Annotated in this window: 18 protein-coding genes; all 18 read right to left on the reverse strand. The window is 61.7% G+C overall.

What is annotated here, in order from left to right:
* Positions 1-9: 9 nt before the first annotated feature.
* Positions 10-1416 carry a dihydrolipoyl dehydrogenase gene (gene lpdA, locus GGI60_RS17740; protein WP_183917287.1) on the reverse strand — a complete coding sequence of 469 codons (1407 nt, stop codon included), beginning with the start codon at positions 1414-1416 and terminating at the stop codon, positions 10-12.
* A gap of 26 nt (positions 1417-1442) precedes the next feature.
* Complete coding sequence (locus GGI60_RS17745; RefSeq protein WP_183917289.1) at positions 1443-2081, reverse strand: LysE family transporter; 639 nt, start codon at positions 2079-2081, stop codon at positions 1443-1445.
* 17 nt (positions 2082-2098) lie between these two features.
* Positions 2099-2851: an SDR family oxidoreductase gene (locus tag GGI60_RS17750; RefSeq protein ID WP_183917291.1), complete on the reverse strand. Its 753-nt coding sequence runs from the start codon at positions 2849-2851 to the stop codon at positions 2099-2101.
* Positions 2848-3378 carry a hypothetical protein gene (locus GGI60_RS17755; RefSeq protein WP_183917293.1) on the reverse strand — a complete coding sequence of 177 codons (531 nt, stop codon included), beginning with the start codon at positions 3376-3378 and terminating at the stop codon, positions 2848-2850. The genes GGI60_RS17750 and GGI60_RS17755 overlap by 4 nt, the downstream gene beginning before the upstream one ends.
* Positions 3375-4124 (reverse strand): DUF4241 domain-containing protein, encoded by a 750-nt coding sequence (locus GGI60_RS17760; RefSeq protein ID WP_183917295.1) that lies wholly within the window; start codon positions 4122-4124, stop codon positions 3375-3377. The genes GGI60_RS17755 and GGI60_RS17760 overlap by 4 nt, the downstream gene beginning before the upstream one ends.
* 11 nt (positions 4125-4135) lie before the next feature.
* Complete coding sequence (gene odhB / locus GGI60_RS17765; protein ID WP_183917296.1) at positions 4136-5401, reverse strand: 2-oxoglutarate dehydrogenase complex dihydrolipoyllysine-residue succinyltransferase; 1266 nt, start codon at positions 5399-5401, stop codon at positions 4136-4138.
* Positions 5402-5442: 41 nt separating this feature from the next.
* Complete coding sequence (locus tag GGI60_RS17770) at positions 5443-5751, reverse strand: YciI family protein (protein ID WP_183917298.1); 309 nt, start codon at positions 5749-5751, stop codon at positions 5443-5445.
* Positions 5752-5765: 14 nt separating this feature from the next.
* On the reverse strand, positions 5766-8750 hold the full coding sequence (locus GGI60_RS17775; RefSeq protein WP_183917300.1) for a 2-oxoglutarate dehydrogenase E1 component: 2985 nt from the start codon (positions 8748-8750) through the stop codon (positions 5766-5768).
* 170 nt (positions 8751-8920) lie between these two features.
* Positions 8921-9823, reverse strand: coding sequence for a succinate--CoA ligase subunit alpha (sucD, locus tag GGI60_RS17780; protein ID WP_183917302.1), 903 nt, complete (start codon positions 9821-9823; stop codon positions 8921-8923).
* 13 nt (positions 9824-9836) lie between these two features.
* Entirely contained in the window at positions 9837-10328 is a 492-nt protein-coding gene (locus GGI60_RS17785; protein ID WP_183917304.1) for a DUF1579 family protein, read from the reverse strand.
* An 8-nt stretch (positions 10329-10336) separates the two neighbouring features.
* On the reverse strand, positions 10337-11530 hold the full coding sequence (gene sucC / locus GGI60_RS17790; protein WP_183917306.1) for an ADP-forming succinate--CoA ligase subunit beta: 1194 nt from the start codon (positions 11528-11530) through the stop codon (positions 10337-10339).
* A gap of 34 nt (positions 11531-11564) precedes the next feature.
* Positions 11565-12527: a malate dehydrogenase gene (gene mdh, locus GGI60_RS17795; protein ID WP_183917308.1), complete on the reverse strand. Its 963-nt coding sequence runs from the start codon at positions 12525-12527 to the stop codon at positions 11565-11567.
* 174 nt (positions 12528-12701) lie between these two features.
* The gene (gene zapE / locus GGI60_RS17800) at positions 12702-13865 is read right to left on the reverse strand and encodes a cell division protein ZapE (RefSeq protein ID WP_183917311.1); all 1164 of its coding nucleotides are present in this window, start codon (positions 13863-13865) and stop codon (positions 12702-12704) included.
* A 64-nt stretch (positions 13866-13929) separates the two neighbouring features.
* Complete coding sequence (locus tag GGI60_RS17805) at positions 13930-14445, reverse strand: protease inhibitor Inh/omp19 family protein (protein ID WP_183917313.1); 516 nt, start codon at positions 14443-14445, stop codon at positions 13930-13932.
* A 308-nt stretch (positions 14446-14753) separates the two neighbouring features.
* Positions 14754-15533, reverse strand: a complete 780-nt coding sequence (locus GGI60_RS17810; RefSeq protein WP_183917314.1) for a succinate dehydrogenase iron-sulfur subunit — start codon at positions 15531-15533, stop codon at positions 14754-14756.
* 18 nt (positions 15534-15551) lie between these two features.
* Complete coding sequence (gene sdhA, locus GGI60_RS17815) at positions 15552-17393, reverse strand: succinate dehydrogenase flavoprotein subunit (protein ID WP_183917315.1); 1842 nt, start codon at positions 17391-17393, stop codon at positions 15552-15554.
* A gap of 7 nt (positions 17394-17400) precedes the next feature.
* Positions 17401-17781: a succinate dehydrogenase, hydrophobic membrane anchor protein gene (sdhD, locus tag GGI60_RS17820; RefSeq protein WP_183917316.1), complete on the reverse strand. Its 381-nt coding sequence runs from the start codon at positions 17779-17781 to the stop codon at positions 17401-17403.
* Positions 17782-17791: 10 nt separating this feature from the next.
* Positions 17792-18187: a succinate dehydrogenase, cytochrome b556 subunit gene (sdhC, locus tag GGI60_RS17825; RefSeq protein ID WP_183917317.1), complete on the reverse strand. Its 396-nt coding sequence runs from the start codon at positions 18185-18187 to the stop codon at positions 17792-17794.
* Between the last annotated feature and the right edge of the window lie 375 nt (positions 18188-18562).

The raw sequence follows: 18562 nt of genomic DNA on the forward strand, positions 1-18562 counted from the left end.
CGATCAAGATTACATGTGGATCGGCTTGAAGAAGGTCGCGAGCGCAGCTTCCTTGACCGCTTCCGACATCGTCGGATGCGCGTGGCAGCTGCGGCCGAGATCTTCCGACGAACCGCCGAACTCCATCAGCACGGCAATCTCGTGGATCATCTCGCCGGCGCCGAAGCCGACGATATGGCCGCCAAGCACGCGGTCGGTTTCCTTGTCGGCGAGGATCTTGACGAAGCCGTCGGTCGCCAGCATCGCGCGGGCGCGGCCGTTCGCAGTGAACGGGAACTTGCCGACCTTGTAGGCAATACCCGCCGCCTTCAGCTCTTCCTCGGTCTTGCCGACCGAGGCGATCTCGGGCTGCGTGTAGACAACGCTCGGAATGACATCATAGTTCACATGGCCATGCTGCCCGGCGAGGATTTCGGCAAGCGCCACGCCCTCGTCTTCCGCCTTGTGCGCCAGCATCGGACCCTTGACCACATCGCCGATCGCATAGATGCCTGCGACATTGGTCTTGAAGCGACCGTCGATCTCGACACGGCCACGATTGTCGAGCGCAACGCCGGCCCCTTCGAGGCCGAGACCTGCCGTATAAGGCTTGCGGCCGGTCGCGATCAAAACGATCTCGGCGTCGAGCGTCACCTTATCTCCGCCCTTGACTGGTTCGAAGGTGACCTTGGCGCCCGTGCCGCCCTTTTCAACGCCGGTGACTTTGGCGCCGAGATGGAAATCGATGCCCTGCTTGGCAAGCATGCGCTGGAACTGTTTGGAGACCTCGCCGTCCATGCCGCCGAGGATGGTGTCGAGATATTCGACGACCGTGACCTTGGCACCAAGGCGTGCCCAGACCGAGCCCAGCTCGAGGCCGATGACACCGCCGCCGACGACGATCAGCGTTTCCGGCACCTTTTCCAGCGCGATGCCGCCGGTGGAGGAAATGACGGTCTTTTCATCGATCTCCACCTGCACGCCGGGAATGCCAGCGACATCCGAGCCGGTGGCGATGACAATGTTCTTGCCCTCGATCTCCTGCACCTGGCCATCCTCGGCGGTGACGGCAACCTTGCCGGCCGAGACGATCTTGCCGGTGCCCTGGAAGGCATCGATCTTGTTCTTCTTGAAGAGGAAGGCGACGCCGTCGACATTTGCCTTCACCGTCGCATCCTTGTGCGCCATCATATTAGCGAGGTTGAGCGTCGGCGCCGGAATGTCGATGCCGAGCGCGCTCATGCCGTGGCCGGCCTGATGGAACATTTCGGAGGCATGCAGTAGCGCCTTCGACGGGATGCAACCGACGTTCAGGCAGGTGCCGCCATAGGTCGCGCGCTTTTCGACGACGGCGACCTTGAGGCCGAGTTGGGCTGCCTTGACGGCGCAGACATAGCCGCCCGGGCCGGTTCCGATAACGATCACATCGTAAGACATTGCTTCTTTCCCTTTGGATTTTTCAATTAGTCGGCTGCGCGCGACAGCGCGAGGCGGAAGCCGAAGCCGACGAGTGCCGCTCCGGTGATGCGGTTGAACCATTTGCCGCTGGCGATGAAGCGGTCACGGATCGTCTTGACCGTGAAGAAATAGGAAACGCCGGCAAACCAGGCGACCAGCGCCGTCGCCATGCCGATGCCGTAGGAGAACTGGATCAGTGCGGGCGTGTCGTGATGGACGAGCGTCGAAAACAAGGACAGGAAGAACAGCACCGGCTTCGGGTTCAGCGCGTTGGTGATGAATCCCATGCCGAGGCATGTCAGCATTGGGGCCGACTTGCGGTCTTCGGCCGTGACGTCGATCTCCTGCACCTTGAATCCAGGTTCGCGGAACGACTTGATGCCGAGATAGACGAGATAGGCGACACCCGCCCATTTGATTGCTGCAAACAGCATCAGCGACTTGGAGACGATCAGACCGAGGCCAAGGATCGTGTAGCTGATATGAAAGAGCAGCGAGATGCCCATGCCGAGCCCGGTCATTATGGCGGCGCGACGCCCATGCACGATGCTCTGGCGCAGGATGACAGCGAAATCGGCGCCCGGCGCGACGATGAAGATCGAGAAGACGGCCATCAGACCAAGGAATTCGATGATGTAAGTCATGGTGTTTTCGCCCTGTCCTAACGGCCGCCGCTCACATTGAGGATCGATCCGGTGACATAGGACGCCGATGGTGAAAGCAGATAGAGGATTGCGTCCGCCACCTCCTCCGGCATGCCGGCCCGCTGCATCGGGACCGATGGCGCCATTTCGCGCGCCCGGTCCGGCAACCCACCGGATGCATGGAGATCGGTTTCGATGATGCCGGGCCTGACGGCATTGACGCGAATCCCTTCCGCGGCGACCTCGCGCGCAAGTCCGATGGTGAAGGTGTCGATCGCCGCTTTCGATGCCGCATAATCGACATACTGCGTCGCCGAACCGAGGACTGCCGCCATCGAGGAGAGGTTGACGATGGCCCCGCCCTGCCCACTATATCGGCGCGACATGCGGCGCACGGCCTCAGCGGCGCAGAGTATCGAGCCGGTCACATTGACGCGCAGCATGCGCTCGATCCGCTCGACCGACATCTCGTCGACCCGCTGCGGATAGTCGACGATGCCGGCATTGTTGACCAGTCCGTCGAGCCGGCCGAAATGACCATCGACCGCGGTGAACATTGCGGCGATATCCGCGGCCTTGCCGACATCGCCCGGGATCGCCACGGCCTCGCCGCCGCTTTCTGTGATCGCCGCAACGACGGCATCCGCCGCTTGCCGGTTGGCGGCGTAATTGACCGCGACGCGCCAGCCCTGACGCGCGGCAAGGCGGCAGACGGCCGCGCCGATGCCCCGGCTTCCGCCGGTCACGAGAACAACAGGTGTATCGCTCATGTCGCACACTCCTTGAATGTCAGCACATCCCACGGCGCCACCGAAGCTTTGCCCTCACCCCAGGCGCTGGATTCGCGAATGGCGGGACCAAGCCCGGGGAGCACAAGCTTTTCGGCGGCCGCAGCGCCTTCCGGCTGCAGATTATCCATCTCGCCCTTGGCATCCATGCCGTAGACGGCGCCCTGCCAAACCGTGCAGGCGTCGAGATCGGCGCCGGTCACATCGCCCTCAGGACAGTTGAACATCAGGATGCCGATGGCGCGGACCGGATCCTCCGACGGCATGACATAGCCTTCCATGACGACGGATGTCTTGAGCGCGCTCACCTTGAACTGGTTGCTGGCGGCAGCCGAAGGAGAATTCAGCGGCGCGAAGCGCAGTTCATAGGCGCCGTCACGGTCGGTGTAGACGGCCTGCTCCTGTTTGCAATCGATAGCGAACGCGGCAACCGGAATGACGAAAAATACCGCGGCTGCAATCGCAGCCACGCCCTTCCGTCCTGCCATGATCCCGATCGTCCCGCTCATTGCACCTTCGGCTCTCGCCGTCCGTCGGCATTCTCGATCAAACCGAAATCCGTCAACAGCGCCAGCGGGCGGCCATCCTTGTCGAGGCCCCAGAAGACGGGATAGAAACCATCGCCCCAGCCGCTCCAGAACACGGCGACATTACCCTTCTTGCCGGCCATCGGACGGTGCAGTGCATAATGGCCCTTGTTGGCATCGAGGTCCGAAGCCAGCACGTCGTCGTAATAATTGATGTCGGCGTCCGGCTTCTGCGCTTGGACCTGCGCTTCGCGCTCTTCGATCAACGCCAGCGTATCGGCATCCATATAGCAGCCGAGACCGGCGTCGACGGGGTAGCCGAAGATCTCACCGTCCTTCAGCGTCGCTACGTCTTGCCCGGGCAGAACGGCAAGCTCCCAATGATCCGGCTTGCCCTCGGCAAACCGCATGCCGGCGGCAGCGATCCGCCCGAAGGCCTGGTAGAGCGTCACCGGATAGTCGCCCGGTGCAACCCTCCTGGCGAGTGCCGGCCGATCGGGCTGGGCGAGCGGATCGGCGGCGACGATGCGCCCCGAGGTCAGCTCGACATTGCCCATGTGGATCACGCCGATCGAACGTTCGGAAAGCTCGGCGTCACCGAGCGTCACCAGCTCGAAATTGCTGCTGGCCTTGCTGATATCTAAGCCAGCCGCCGATGCAGAAACCGGAGCATGCGCGGCGGCAGCGCAAAGAACAAGGCGCGCCGCTCGCATGATCCGGTTCCGCATGAAAAAGCTCCTTAGAGATCGAGAACCAGCCGTTCCGGATCTTCCAGGCTTTCCTTGACGCGCACGAGGAAGGTGACCGCTTCCTTGCCGTCAACGATGCGGTGATCATATGAAAGCGCCAGATACATCATCGGACGGATGACCACCTGGCCGCCGATTGCAACCGGCCGTTCCTGGATCTTGTGCATGCCGAGAATGCCGGACTGCGGTGCGTTGAGGATCGGCGAGGACATCAGCGAGCCGTAAACCCCACCGTTGGTGATGGTGAAGGTGCCACCCTGCATATCGGCCATGGAGAGCGAGCCGTCACGGGCTGCCTTGGCAAGTCGGCCGAGGTCTTTCTCGATTTCGGCGATCGACATCTGGTCGGCATCGCGGATGACAGGAACGACGAGACCCTTGTCGGTGCCGACGGCCATGCCGACATGGCAGTAGTTCTTGTAGATGACATCGGTGCCGTCGATCTCGGCATTGACCGCCGGCAATTCCTTCAGCGCATGCGTTACCGCCTTGGTGAAGAAGCCCATGAAGCCAAGCTTGACGCCGTGCTTCTTCTCGAAAATGTCCTTGTACTTGTTGCGCAGGTCCATGACTGCCTTCATGTCCACCTCGTTATAGGTGGTGAGCATGGCGGCGGTATTCTGCGCGTCCTTGAGGCGCTTGGCGATCGTCTGGCGCAGGCGCGTCATCTTCACGCGCTCTTCGCGCGAGGCATCCTCGACCGTCGACGGGCCCCGCGCAGCGGCGGGTGCTGCCGCCGGGGCGGCTGCGGGAGCGGAAATACCCTTGGCGACGGCGGCAATGACATCGCCCTTCAGCACCTGGCCGCGCTTGCCGCTGCCGTCGACCTGACCGGCGGAGAGATTGCTCTCGGCCAGCATCTTTGCAGCCGCCGGGGCCGGCGGCATGGTGGAAACGGAAGCGCTCGACGAGGATGCAGCCGCAGCGGCGATCGGTGCCGGCTGAGCAGGAGCAGCCGCAGCTGGCTGGGCAGGAGCGGCGGCCGGTGCAGCAGCTGCCGGCGCGGCGGCAGCGACGGCACCTTCGGCGATCTGGCCGAGCAGCGCGCCGAGACCGACGGTTTCGCCGGCGGCAGCGACGATTTCCAAAAGCGTGCCGGAGACGGGTGCCGGAACTTCGATGGTCACCTTGTCGGTTTCAAGCTCGAGAATCGGCTCGTCGGCCTTGATGGCGTCGCCGACCTTCTTGAACCAGGTGCCGACGGTTGCCTCGCTGACGGATTCACCGAGAGTTGGAACGCGGATTTCTGTGGCCATTGTTCAGATCCTGATTTCGTGTGTGTTCGTTTTTAAGCGTTTCAGACGGCGGGCGGCCGCAAGATTATTGAGGGCATCGGCAGGACATCGAAACGGAAACCGAAACCGGAAGCGATGATCGGGTCGCCGTCGGCAAGAGCCAGCGCGGCCGCGTGATCCTCGACTTCGACGACCGCCATGCCGAAGGCGCCTTCACCTTCGAACACGGGACCGACGACGATCGCCGATCCCGCAAGCGCATTCCGATGCCAGTATTCGACGTGGCGTTTCATCGCCGCCATTTCCTCCCCGCTCCCGTCATGCGGGAAAGTGGGGCGCGGCGGCAGCAGTCTCAAAAAGAAATAAGCCATTGCGCCCCCTTGATTTAACCGCCCAAGGCATCCTCGAGGAATGCGGCGAGCTGTGACAGATGCTTCGACATCAGGCCGGTCGCCGGCGAAGCGGCGGCCGGACGGCCGGTATAGCGGACGCGCTGGTACTTCGCATCGATATGGGCAAGCACCCATTCGAGGAAGGGGTCGATGAACGACCAAGCGCCCATGTTTTTCGGCTCTTCCTGGCACCACACCATTTCGGCGTTGCGGAAGCGCGACAACTCGTTGATGAGCGCCTTTGCCGGGAACGGATAAAGCTGTTCGACGCGCAACAGGTAGATATCGTCGATACCGCGCTTTTCGCGCTCTTCGAGAAGATCGTAATAGACCTTGCCGGAGCACATGACGACGCGGCGGATCTTGTTGTCCTTCTGCAACTTGATCGGGCCGTCCTTGATCACTTCCGCATCGTCCCAGAGCAGGCGATGGAAGGCCGATTCGCCGGCCAGCTCGGCCAGCGTCGAGACTGCCCGCTTGTGGCGAAGCAGCGACTTCGGCGTCATCAGGATCAGCGGCTTGCGGAAGTCGCGCTTCAGCTGCCGGCGCAGGATGTGGAAGTAGTTCGCCGGAGTCGTGACATTGGCAACCTGCATGTTGTCTTCTGCGCAAAGCTGCAGGAAGCGCTCCAAGCGAGCCGAGGAGTGCTCCGGCCCCTGTCCTTCATAGCCGTGCGGCAGCAGGCAGACGAGGCCCGACATGCGCAGCCACTTGCGTTCGCCCGACGAGATGAACTGGTCGAAGACGACCTGCGCCCCGTTGGCGAAGTCGCCGAACTGGGCTTCCCAGAGGGTCAGCGCATTCGGGCGGGCCAACGAGTAGCCATATTCGAAGCCGAGCACGGCCTCTTCTGATAGCATCGAGTTGATGACTTCGTAGCGGGCCTGCGTCGGCGACAGGTTGGCGAGCGGAATGTAGCGCTCTTCCGTCTCCTGATCATAGAGAACCGAATGACGCTGCGAGAAGGTGCCGCGTTCGCAATCCTGACCCGACAGGCGAATCTTATGGCCTTCCAGGCAGAGCGAACCGAAGGCCAGTGCTTCGGCCATCGCCCAGTCGAGGCCTTCGCCGGTGGCTATCATGTTGGCGCGGTTTTCCATGAAGCGCTGGATCGTGCGATGCGCATTGAATCCGGCCGGAATCTCGGACAGCTTGCGGCCGATCTCCTTCAGCGTCTTCATCGGCACGGCGGTCTTGCCGCGGCGCTGCTCGTCGGCATTGTCGGCGGTGCGCAGGCCCGACCACTCGCCGTCCAGCCAGTCGGCCTTGTTCGGCTTGTAGTGCTGGCCGGCCTCGAACTCCTGCTCAAGATGGGCGCGCCAGTCGGCCTTCATCTTTTCGACTTCACCATCCGTAAGCAGGCCCTCACGAACCAGACGCTCTGCATAAAGCTGCAGCACCGTCTTGTGGCCGCGGATGACCTTGTACATCTTCGGCTGGGTGAAGGACGGCTCATCGCCTTCGTTATGGCCGTAGCGGCGATAGCAGAACATATCGACCACAACCGGCTTGTGGAACTTCATGCGGAATTCGGTCGCCACCTTGGCGGCGTAGACCACGGCTTCCGGATCATCACCGTTGACGTGCAGGATCGGTGCCTCGATCATCTTGGCGACGTCCGACGGATAGGGCGACGAGCGCGAAAAGGCCGGGTTCGTGGTGAAGCCGATCTGGTTGTTGATGATGACGTGCATGGTGCCGGCGACGCGGTGGCCGCGCAGGCCGGAGAGACCGAGAATTTCGGCAATGACGCCCTGGCCGGCGAAGGCCGCATCGCCGTGGATCAGCAGCGGCAGCACCTTGGAGCGCTCAGACAGCGGAATGATATCGCCTTCCCATACAGTAGCGCTCATGTCCTGCTTGGCGCGAGCCTTGCCCATGACGACAGGGTCGACGATTTCGAGATGCGACGGATTTGCCGTCAGCGAGACGTGCACCTTGTTGCCGTCGAATTCGCGGTCGGAGGAAGCGCCCAGATGGTACTTCACGTCGCCGGAACCTTCTACTTCGTCGGGCGCATAGGAACCGCCCTTGAACTCGTGGAAGATGGCGCGATGCGGCTTGCCCATCACCTGGGAGAGCACGTTCAGGCGGCCGCGATGGGCCATGCCGAACACCGCTTCCTTGAGCCCGAGATGGCCGCCGCGCTTCAGGATTTGTTCGAGCGCCGGGATCAGCGATTCGCCGCCGTCGAGACCGAAGCGCTTGGTGCCCTTGAACTTGACGTCGAGGAACTGCTCGTACCCTTCGGCCTCGATGAGCTTGGCAAGGATCGCCTTCTTGCCTTCGGCCGAGAAGGCCACGCCCTTGTCGGGCCCTTCGATGCGCTCCTGGATCCAGGCTTTCTCCTCGGGATTGGAGATATGCATGAATTCGACGCCGAGCGTCGAGCAGTAGGTGCGCTCGAGGATTTCGATCATCTCGCGGATGGTTGCGTATTCCAGGCCGAGCACGTTGTCGATGAAGATCTTGCGATCGTAATCGGCGGCGGTGAAGCCGTAATTTTCCGGCGACAGCTCACGATAGTCGTCGACGGCAGCGGCGATGCCGAGCGGATCGAGCTTGGCGTGCAGATGGCCGCGCATGCGATAGGCGCGGATCATCATGATGGCGCGCACAGAATCGCGGGTCGCCTGCAGCACGTCGGTGGTATCAGTGGGCTTGCCTGCGGCTTCGGCCTTCGCCTTCACCTTGGTTTCGATCGCCTTCTCGACGATGCCCCAATTGCCGTCGAGTGCCGACACCAGATCGCCGCCGGCCGGCAGCGGCCAGTTCTTCTTGCGCCAGGAGGCTCCCTTGGCCGCCTTCTTCACATCGACAGGATCGTCTTCCAGTGCCTTGAAGAAGGCGCGCCACTGGTCGTCGACCGATGCGGGATCCTCTTCGTAGCGCGCATAAAGCTGCTCGATATAGGCCGCGTTGGCGCCATCCAGAAACGAGGTGATCTGAAACTGCTCGTTGGCTTCTTGCCGTGCCATGGTGATATGCGGACGCTTCCGTCCGCCTCCTGACTTTGATGAATTTGCCGGCTTCGTCACCGGCTGCCGCATTCCGATTGCCGCCTGTCCGCGGCGCATCTGCTGGTCTCGTGCTGTCACACCGGGCGGAAACGCAGATGCCGTTCTTCCGCCCGGTCTATATGGCTGGCTTAGCCCTTGAGGACTTCAACCAAGGTCTTGCCGAGGCGGGCCGGAGACGGCGAGACGCGAATGCCCGCCGATTCCATCGCTGCGATCTTCGATTCCGCATCGCCCTTGCCGCCGGATACCACGGCGCCGGCATGGCCCATGGTGCGGCCCTTCGGCGCCGTGCGGCCGGCAATGAAGCCGGCCATCGGCTTCTTGCGGCCCTTCTTGGCTTCGTCCTTGAGGTACTGCGCAGCGTCTTCTTCTGCCGAGCCGCCGATTTCACCGATCATGATGATCGACTGGGTGGCTTCGTCGGCGAGGAACATTTCCAAGACGTCGATGAACTCGGTGCCCTTCACCGGGTCGCCGCCGATGCCGACGGCCGTCGTCTGGCCAAGGCCTTCGTTGGAGGTCTGGAACACCGCTTCATAGGTCAGCGTGCCCGAACGGGAGACGATGCCGACCGAACCCTTGCGGAAGATCGAACCCGGCATGATGCCGATTTTGCATTCTTCCGGCGTCAGAATACCAGGGCAGTTGGGGCCAAGCAGGCGCGACTTGGAGCGGTCGAGGCGCGCCTTGACGCGCACCATGTCCATGACGGGTATGCCCTCGGTGATGCAGGTGATGAACGGGATTTCGGCGTCGATCGCCTCGATGATGGCGTCAGCCGCACCGGCCGGCGGAACATAGATGACGGTCGCGTCGGCGCCGGTCTTTTCCTTGCCTTCGGCGACGGTGGCGAAGATCGGCAGGCTTTCGCCCTTTGAGCCGGTCCAGGTTTCTCCACCCTTCTTCGGGTGGATACCGCCGACCATCTGGGTGCCGTAATAGGCAAGCGCCTGTTCGGTGTGGAAGGTCCCGGTCTTACCGGTCAGGCCCTGAACGAGAACCTTGGTGTCTTTGTTAACGAGAATGGACATGCGAGGCCTTTGTTTAGGAGAGGTTGGAAGACGTGAGGGCGGCGCGACGATAGATGCCGCTGACCACCTCCTGCCAAGTATCGCTGCCTGCAGGCGAAAAGCTGACGCCCATCCGGTAGCAGTCTTCATTTTCGAATGTGAATGCAGTGCGCTGTCTGCCGCGCGGCGAAGTCTTCGTCAGCACGAGTTCATTGCCATTCCATTCGCCGGAAGCTGGCGAAGGCGGAGCAAAACCGGCGCTATCGAACTGGTAAAGCTTGTAAGCCTGATCCGAACCATCGAAGCCGAAGACATTGCGGGCTTCGAAAGAGACCGCGCCCTCACGCATCTGGCGATAGTGCTGCTCCAGGAAGAACCCGCCGAACAGCGCCTCGCCGGAAAGCGCGGCGCTGGCCTTGCCTTCACTCGTCCACGCCGACGCCGCCACATGCTCCTCTCCTTCCCAGGCGCCGGCAAAGGCGCTGAGGCGGAAATGAGCGGCGGATGGTGTGGACTGGAAGGCCATGATGGTTCTCAGCCGTTGATCGCCGCGACAATCTTCTTGGCCGCATCGTCCAAGTCGTCGGCCGCGGTGATCGCGAGACCCGACTCGTTCAGGATCTTCTTGCCGAGCTCGACATTCGTGCCTTCAAGGCGCACGACAAGCGGAACCTTGAGGCCGACTTCCTTGACCGCGGCAATGACGCCCTCGGCAATGACATCGCACTTCATGATGCCGCCGAAGATGTTGACGAGAATGCCCTCGACCTTGGGATCGGCAGTGATGATCTTGAAGGCCGCAGCGACCTTCTCCTTGCCGGCGCCGCCGCCGACGTCGCAGAAGTTGGCCGGCTCCTTGCCGTAGAGCTTGATGATGTCCATCGTCGCCATGGCAAGGCCTGCGCCGTTGACCATGCAACCGATATTGCCATCGAGCGCGACATAGGCGAGGTCCCACTTGGAAGCCTCGATTTCCTTGGCGTCCTCTTCGGTCTCGTCGCGCAGCGTCCTGACGTCGTCGTGGCGGAAGAGCGCGTTGCCGTCGAACGACATTTTGGCGTCGAGAACGCGCAGATGGCCATCCTTCATGACGATCAGCGGATTGACCTCGAGCAGCGCCATGTCCTTCTCGTTGAAGGCCTTGTAGAGCGCCGGGAAGAGTGACTTGGCGTCTTGTGCAGCGGCGCCCTCGAGCGCCAGCGCCTTGGAGATCGCTGCGACGTCGGCAGCCGTCACACCGGCTTCCGGATCGATGGCGATCGTCTGGATTTTTTCGGGCGTGTCATGGGCGACAGCTTCGATGTCCATGCCGCCTTCGGTGGAAACGACGAAGGCCACGCGGCCGACCGAGCGGTCGACCAGCAGCGAGCAATAAAGCTCGCGAGCGATGTCGGCGCCGTCCTCGATATACAGACGGTTAACCTGCTTGCCGGCTTCGCCCGTCTGCGCCGTCACCAGCGTGTTGCCTAGCATTTCCTTTGCGTGAGCGACCACTTCGTCGATCGACTTGGCGAGACGCACGCCGCCTTTGGCTTCCGGCGACAGTTCCTTGAATTTGCCCTTGCCGCGGCCGCCGGCATGGATCTGGCTCTTGACCACATAGAGCGGGCCGGGAAGCGACTTGGCGGCAGCCTCGGCCTCTTCGACCTTGAGGACAGCCACACCCTCGGCAACCGGTGCGCCATAGCCCTTCAGCAGAGCCTTGGCTTGATATTCATGAATGTTCATGGGTTTATCCCTGTTTCGATGACTTCGGCGCCGATTACTTGAGGGCAGGCGCGATGTTGATGCAGGCTTCGCAAAGACCGGCGACGGCGCCGACGGACTTGTCGAAGGCTTCCTTCTCGGTCTTGTTGAGGTCGATCTCGATGACGCGCTCGACGCCGCCGGCGCCGATGACGGTGGGAACGCCGACATACATGTCCTTGACGCCGTACTGCCCGGTGAGATGGGCAGCGCAGGGCAGAACGCGCTTCTTGTCCTTGAGGTAGGACTCGGCCATCTCGATCGCCGAGGCGGCCGGCGCGTAATAGGCCGAGCCGGTCTTCAGCAGGCCGACAATTTCGGCGCCGCCGTCACGGGTGCGCTGGATGATCTCTTCCAGGCGCTCCTTGGTGACCCAGCCCATGTTGACGAGATCGGTGAGCGGAATGCCGCCGACCGTCGAGTAGCGGGCGAGCGGCACCATTGTGTCGCCGTGGCCGCCAAGAACGAAGGCCGTCACGTCCTGAACGGAGACGTTGAATTCCTTGGCGAGGAAGAGGCGAAAACGCGAAGAGTCGAGAACGCCGGCCATGCCGACCACCTTGTTGGCCGGAAGGCCGGAAAACTTCTGCAGCGCCCAGACCATGGCGTCGAGCGGGTTGGTGATGCAAATGACGAAGGCGTTGGGCGCATACTTCTTGATGCCGGCGCCGACCTGCTCCATGACCTTGAGGTTGATGCCGAGAAGATCGTCGCGGCTCATGCCCGGCTTGCGCGGAACGCCGGCGGTGACGATGCAGACGTCAGCGCCTTCGATGGCGGAATAATCGCTGGCGCCGGTCAGATTGGCGTCGAAACCTTCGACCGGGGAGGACTGTGCGATATCGAGGCCCTTGCCCTGGGGAATGCCGTCAGCGATGTCGAAGAGGACGATATCGCCCAGCTCCTTCAGGCCGGCGAGATGCGCCAGCGTGCCACCAATCATGCCAGAACCAATGAGTGCGATCTTGTTACGCGCCATTTCGCTGTTTCCTTTGCGATCAAATTCGTCGAACGACGCTTAGGCACCGCTCAATGACGAACTCGCATAGACCCAAAGCCCAAAAATGGCAATCCATTAATTTTGATGTAGCGTTTTCAATCGTTTAGATACTAAAGTTCTTACGTAAACGTAAGCCAATTCGTCACTTGGTCGTTATTCGGCGGCGCGTTTGTCATGGTGCAGCGCAAGATACTCAGCGCTGCGCATTTCAAAGAGACGCGACGCCGTGCGGGCGAATTCGAAGCCCTCGGTGCCCCTGCGACCGACGAGCAGGTCCTCCGGCATCGCCGCCGCCGATATATAAAGCCGTACGGCATGATCGTAGAACGTATCGACAAGAATGATGAGTCGCTTGATCTGGTTCCGTTTTTCTGGTCCGAGCAGGGGAACGTGATCGACGAAGACGATATCGAAGCGTTTGGCGATTGCCAGGAAGTCGGCAGCACCGAGCGGCTTCTCGCAAAGATCGGCGAAAGAGAACCGCGCCATGCGGTCGGCGGCGAGCGGCACATGGATGGCGCGCCCCTTCATCGGAATATCGAGTGGCTGCGCCTTGCGCCCATGCAGCGCCTGCGTCCAGGACGCCTCCATCGCCATGTCGTTATGTTCGTTGATCGGTACCAGATAGACCGGCTGGCTGTTGAGCTTCTCCATCCGGTAATCGGTCGGCGAATCCAGCGTGACGACATCGACATGCTGCCTGAGCAGCGCGACGAAGGGCAGGAACAGGCCGCGGTTGAGACCGTCCTTGTAGAGATTGTCCGGCTCGACATTCGACGTCGCGACCAGAACGCATCCCCGCGCGAAGAGTTCGGAAAACAGCCGCGACAGGATCATCGCATCGGCAATGTCGGTGACGGTGAATTCATCGAAGCAGAGCAGTTCTGCTTCCTCGTAAAGGGCTGCGGCGACCGGCGGCATCGGATCAGCGTGCTTCGTCTCACCGTTCTTGAGTTTCAGCCGGTGCGCCGCGATACGGTTGTGCACATCCGCCATGAATTCATGGAAATGCGCCCGCCGCTTCTTCCGGCACGGCGCCATCGAGAAGAACATGTCCATCAGCATGGTCTTGCCGCGTCCGACGCTGCCGTGGATATAAAGCCCCTTGATGCCGCCTGCGGCCTTCTTCTTTGAGGCAAACAGCCAACCGAGCGCGCTCGATTTCGCCGCCGGTCGTTGCTGCTTCAAGCCAGCGAGCACCCGATCCAGGCTTTTGGCCACTTCCATCTGGGCGGAATCGACTTGCAAGGCACCGGAAAGCGTCAGCGTTTTAAGCTGTTCGCAGACGCTGAGCGCATAATCTGGCATTGGCTGCATGAGGGCATGTCCGCCTGTCGGTCATCGGCGGGGCACCGCCGGATCGGTTACCGCGCCGGTTCCTTTACCGGCTGAGGCTGATCGGCTGACCTGTATTCGTCTGGCCCTGGAAGCGATTGTCGGCTGTCTTGTAGACGCTGCCGATCGCGTTGCCCGAGCGGTCCTTGAGCAGAACCTGCTTGCCGGCGACCTCCCAAGAACCCATCGCCGTCAGCTCGCCGACGCAGCCGCGCGTACCGCCGCGCGAACCGCTGCCGAGATTGGTGAGCGTCAGGAACATGTCGCAGCTGCCGTTGACGCGCCAGCTTCCGACCATCGATTCCTTCGTGACGTCGAGCGCATTCGCCGCAACAGCCGGCTGCGCACCCGGCATCGACGAAGCCGACGCCGGCGCGGCCGGGAACTGCGAGCTGCCGCTCGGGGGCGGAAGCTGCCCGCCTTGAACGGAAGGAACTGGCTGCGCCGTCAGTGGCGCCGGCGCGGCACTGGGAGAGTTGGAGCTGTAATCATATGCCGTAGGCTGACAACCGGCTAGCGCGAGAGTCACTACCAAACCTGTCACCGCATATCGCAACTGCATCATCATACTCCTGAATTCGGCTGTCGCCGCAGAGAAAAGGGCGTGAGACAAGTTCGATTACCGTAATTCGCTTTGGTTAATCAAGTCGGACTGCATAAATTGCCCGTGACAACGCCTAATCGAAACACGATACAGTTCAACTGTCCCGCTGCAAAACTTCCTGCACATGGAATTTGTCAGCAAGGTGTTGTGCGGTTCATCTCGGCAAGGATCCCTGCCGAACTCCCGCAATGTCCTGGAAAGATCGCATCGCAGCCGCGACGGCTTCGGATCGAAGCCGTCCATCGCATGATCGGCATGCGCGCCGGTCAAACCCGGCGCTCGACCATCATCTTCTTGATTTCGGCGATCGCCTTGGCCGGGTTGAGGCCCTTGGGGCAGGTCTGCGCACAGTTCATGATCGTGTGGCAGCGATAGAGGCGGAACGGATCCTCGAGATTGTCGAGACGCTCGCCGGTCGCCTCGTCTCTGGAATCGATCAGCCAGCGATAGGCCTGCAGCAGAACGGCCGGACCGAGATAGCGGTCGCCATTCCACCAGTAGCTCGGACAGGATGTCGAACAGCAGGCGCACAGAATGCATTCATACAGGCCGTCGAGCTTCTGCCGGTCCTCATGGCTCTGCTTCCACTCCTTGGCCGGCGCGGGCGACACAGTCTTCAGCCAGGGTTCGATCGAACGATGCTGGGCGTAGAAGTTGGTGAGGTCAGGCACCAGATCCTTGACGACGGGCAAATGCGGCAGCGGATAGATCTTCACCGCGCCCTTGATATCATCGAGGCCCTTGGTGCAGGCCAGCGTGTTGGTGCCGTCGATATTCATCGCGCAGGAGCCGCAGATGCCTTCGCGACATGACCGGCGCAGCGTCAGCGTCGGGTCGATCTTGTTCTTGATGTAGAGCAGGCCGTCGAGCACCATCGGACCACAGTCGTCGACATCGATGTAAAAAGTGTCGATCGACGGGTTCTGGCCGTCATCCGGGCTCCAGCGGTAGACGCGGAATTCGCGGATGTTTGTCGCACCCGCCGGCTTCGGCCAGACCTTGCCTTCGCGCATCTGAGAATTCTTGGGGAGAGCGAGTTCAACCATATTAGGTTCCTCTTGAAATCAGTATACGCGAGCTTTCGGCTCGATCTTGTGCGGATCGATGCCTTCCGCGATCAGCTCGGTGTGAACCGGGCGGTAATCGAGCTTGACGTCGCCTGCCTCGTTGACCCAGGCAAGCGTATGCTTGCGCCAGTTGACGTCGTCGCGGCCGGCGAAGGCGCCCTCGGTGTAATCCTCGCGGGCGTGCGAACCGCGGCTCTCCTTGCGGGCCTCGGCGCCGTAGATCGTCGTGATGGCGTTGGCCATCAGGTTCTGCAGCTCCAGCGTTTCCACCAGATCCGAGTTCCAGACCATCGACCGGTCCGTGACCTTGATGTCACGCATTTCCTGCCAGATCGCCGAAATGCGCCGGCAACCGGATTCCAGCGATTCCTGCGTGCGGAAGACGGCGGCGTCTTCCTGCATGGCGCGCTGCATCTTCTCGCGCAGCACAGCCGTGGGCGTGCCGCCGCTGGCGTGGCGCAGACCGTCGAAGCGGTCCATGATCTTGTCGCAGGCCGTAACGTTGAGATGCGGGACCGGCGCTGCGCGGTCGATCACCTCGCCGGCGCGGATCGCGGCGGCACGGCCGAAGACCACGAGGTCGATCAGCGAGTTGGAGCCGAGGCGGTTGGCGCCGTGCACCGAGGCGCAGCCGGCTTCGCCCACAGCCATCAGGCCGGGGATGATCCGCTCCGGATTGGCGCCGTCGGCGTTCAGCACTTCGCCCCAATAATTCGTCGGAATGCCGCCCATATTGTAATGGACGGTCGGTAGAACCGGGATCGGCTCGCGCGTGACGTCGACGCCGGCAAAGATCTTGGCGCTCTCGGAAATCCCTGGCAGCCGCTCATGCAGAACGGCCGGGTCGAGGTGGTCGAGATGCAGGAAGATGTGATCCTTGTTCTTGCCGACGCCGCGGCCTTCGCGGATCTCCAGCGTCATGCAGCGCGATACAACGTCGCGCGAGGCAAGGTCCTTGGCCGACGGCGCATAACGCTCCATGAAGCGCTCGCCCTCGGAATTGACGAGGTAGCCGCCTTCGCCGCGCGCACCTTCGGTGATCAGACAGCCCGAACCGTAGATGCCGGTCGGATGGAACTGGACGAATTCCATGTCCTGCAGCGGCAGGCCGGCGCGCGCCACCATGCCGCCGCCGTCGCCGGTGCAGGTATGGGCCGAGGTCGCCGAGAAATAGGCGCGGCCGTAGCCGCCGGTCGCCAGCACCACCATCTTGGCAGAGAAGCGATGGATCGTGCCATCATCGAGACACCAGGCGACGACGCCGGTGCAACGGCTCCCGTCCTCCGACATGATCAGGTCGAGCGCAAAATATTCAATGAAGAATTCGGCGTTGTGGCGCAGCGACTGGCCGTACAGCGTGTGCAGGATGGCGTGACCGGTGCGGTCGGCAACGGCGCAGGTGCGCTGCACCGGCGGGCCTTCGCCGTAATTCTGCATGTGGCCGCCGAACGGGCGCTGGTAGATCTTGCCTTCCTCGTTGCGGGAGAACGGCACGCCGTAATGTTCGAGCTCATAGACCGCCTTCGGCGCCTCCATGGTCAGATACTGCATGGCGTCGACGTCGCCGAGCCAGTCGGAGCCTTTGACGGTGTCGTAGAGGTGCCATTGCCAGCTGTCAGGCGTCATGTTGCGCAGCGACGCGGCGATGCCGCCCTGCGCCGCAACCGTGTGCGAGCGGGTCGGGAACACCTTGGTGATGCAGGCGGTGCGGAAACCCTGCTCGGCCATGCCGAGCGTGGCGCGCAGCCCGGCGCCGCCGGCGCCGACGACGATCACGTCATAGGAGTGGTCGACATAATTGTAGGCCTTGCCATTCTGGGCGGGTGAAGTCGGTGCCATATCGAGCTTATCCTACGAATGCGATTTTCAGAATGGCGAAGAGACAGAGGCCGGCGATGACGATCGCGAAGAAGGTATTCAGCATCAAGAGAGCGATCTTGCCGAACTCGCCATGCACGTAATCCTCGATGATAACCTGCATGCCGAGTTTCATATGGATGACGCCCGATATCACCATCAGCCCCATGACAACGGCGACAAACGGGTTCGACAGCGCGCGAACCACCTCCGCATAGGGTGCGCCGGCATAGGCGATCATGAAGATGACGAAGAAGAGGATCAACGGAATGTTGGAGACGGCGGTCAGCCGCTGACGCCAGAAATGGCTCGTGCCTTCCTTGGCGGAGCCGAGCCCGCGAACCTTGCCGAGTGGGGTGCGCATATCCATGAGAGGACCTTCAGAAGCGAATGAGGAAGGCGATCACCCAGACCAGCACGGTCAGACAGAGCGACCCGATGATGTTGGCGATGGCAAGCTTCGTCGAGACTTCTTTCTCGAAGCCGTAGCCGAGATCCCACATGAGGTGGCGGAAACCGCCGAGCATGTGGTGCAGCAATGCCCAGGTGTAGCCGAGCAGCACGAGCTTGCCGAGAAGGCTGCCGAGCACCCAGTTGGCCCAGTCGTAGGAACTCTGGCCGCTTGCCGCCGCGATCAGCCACCAGGCGACGAGCAGCGTGCCGACATAGAGCGCCCCACCCGTAATGCGGTGGACGATGGACATGACCATGGTGGGAATTAGTTTGTAGACTTGCAAATGCGGCGACAAGGGCCGGTTATTTGTCACGTTCGCCATCAGAACCTCGCGGCGGCTTCTCTGCGCTCCCGGATTTCGGAGCATGCTCAGTCAACCACACGAATGACAAAATTCTCTGTGTGCGTTGCATCAATTGCGACGTTTACTCACCGGAAAGCCCGACGACAAGCACAATCGCTGTCTGCTTTTAATTTAATCGATTCGGGTTACCGGGAAGTTTGCGGGCGGGAGCAGCTCCAGAAAAGCTGCGACGCGGTTTTTCACCCGGAATTGCGTAAGAACAAAAGGTTAGAGCGGTTCTGCGCTTCGGCGAAAAGCGGAACCGCCAACGAAAACTCGTCTTTCGGCTCAATATTCATGCCGTTCTTCCCATGCACATGGACAAGCCACGGCTTTTGGCGCAGTCTGACATTA

Origin of the sequence: Rhizobium lentis (assembly GCF_014200175.1) — a bacterium.
GTDB classification, from domain to species: Bacteria; Pseudomonadota; Alphaproteobacteria; order Rhizobiales; family Rhizobiaceae; genus Rhizobium; species Rhizobium mulingense.

Excerpts from the sequence above, each read along its gene's own strand:
- sucC (WP_183917306.1), bottom strand. The coding sequence starts at position 11,530 with ATGAACATTCATGAATATCAAGCCAAGGCTCTGCTGAAGGGCTATGGC.
- GGI60_RS17745 (WP_183917289.1), bottom strand. The coding sequence starts at position 2,081 with ATGACTTACATCATCGAATTCCTTGGTCTGATGGCCGTCTTCTCGATC.
- GGI60_RS17760 (WP_183917295.1), bottom strand. The coding sequence starts at position 4,124 with ATGCGGAACCGGATCATGCGAGCGGCGCGCCTTGTTCTTTGCGCTGCC.
- GGI60_RS17805 (WP_183917313.1), bottom strand. The coding sequence starts at position 14,445 with ATGCAGTTGCGATATGCGGTGACAGGTTTGGTAGTGACTCTCGCGCTA.
- GGI60_RS17755 (WP_183917293.1), bottom strand. The coding sequence starts at position 3,378 with ATGAGCGGGACGATCGGGATCATGGCAGGACGGAAGGGCGTGGCTGCG.
- zapE (WP_183917311.1), bottom strand. The coding sequence starts at position 13,865 with ATGCAGCCAATGCCAGATTATGCGCTCAGCGTCTGCGAACAGCTTAAA.
- GGI60_RS17770 (WP_183917298.1), bottom strand. The coding sequence starts at position 5,751 with ATGGCTTATTTCTTTTTGAGACTGCTGCCGCCGCGCCCCACTTTCCCG.
- GGI60_RS17775 (WP_183917300.1), bottom strand. The coding sequence starts at position 8,750 with ATGGCACGGCAAGAAGCCAACGAGCAGTTTCAGATCACCTCGTTTCTG.
- sdhC (WP_183917317.1), bottom strand. The coding sequence starts at position 18,187 with ATGGCGAACGTGACAAATAACCGGCCCTTGTCGCCGCATTTGCAAGTC.
- GGI60_RS17810 (WP_183917314.1), bottom strand. The coding sequence starts at position 15,533 with ATGGTTGAACTCGCTCTCCCCAAGAATTCTCAGATGCGCGAAGGCAAG.
- sdhA (WP_183917315.1), bottom strand. The coding sequence starts at position 17,393 with ATGGCACCGACTTCACCCGCCCAGAATGGCAAGGCCTACAATTATGTC.
- sdhD (WP_183917316.1), bottom strand. The coding sequence starts at position 17,781 with ATGGATATGCGCACCCCACTCGGCAAGGTTCGCGGGCTCGGCTCCGCC.
- sucD (WP_183917302.1), bottom strand. The coding sequence starts at position 9,823 with ATGTCCATTCTCGTTAACAAAGACACCAAGGTTCTCGTTCAGGGCCTG.
- lpdA (WP_183917287.1), bottom strand. The coding sequence starts at position 1,416 with ATGTCTTACGATGTGATCGTTATCGGAACCGGCCCGGGCGGCTATGTC.
- mdh (WP_183917308.1), bottom strand. The coding sequence starts at position 12,527 with ATGGCGCGTAACAAGATCGCACTCATTGGTTCTGGCATGATTGGTGGC.
- odhB (WP_183917296.1), bottom strand. The coding sequence starts at position 5,401 with ATGGCCACAGAAATCCGCGTTCCAACTCTCGGTGAATCCGTCAGCGAG.
- GGI60_RS17785 (WP_183917304.1), bottom strand. The coding sequence starts at position 10,328 with ATGGCCTTCCAGTCCACACCATCCGCCGCTCATTTCCGCCTCAGCGCC.
- GGI60_RS17750 (WP_183917291.1), bottom strand. The coding sequence starts at position 2,851 with ATGAGCGATACACCTGTTGTTCTCGTGACCGGCGGAAGCCGGGGCATC.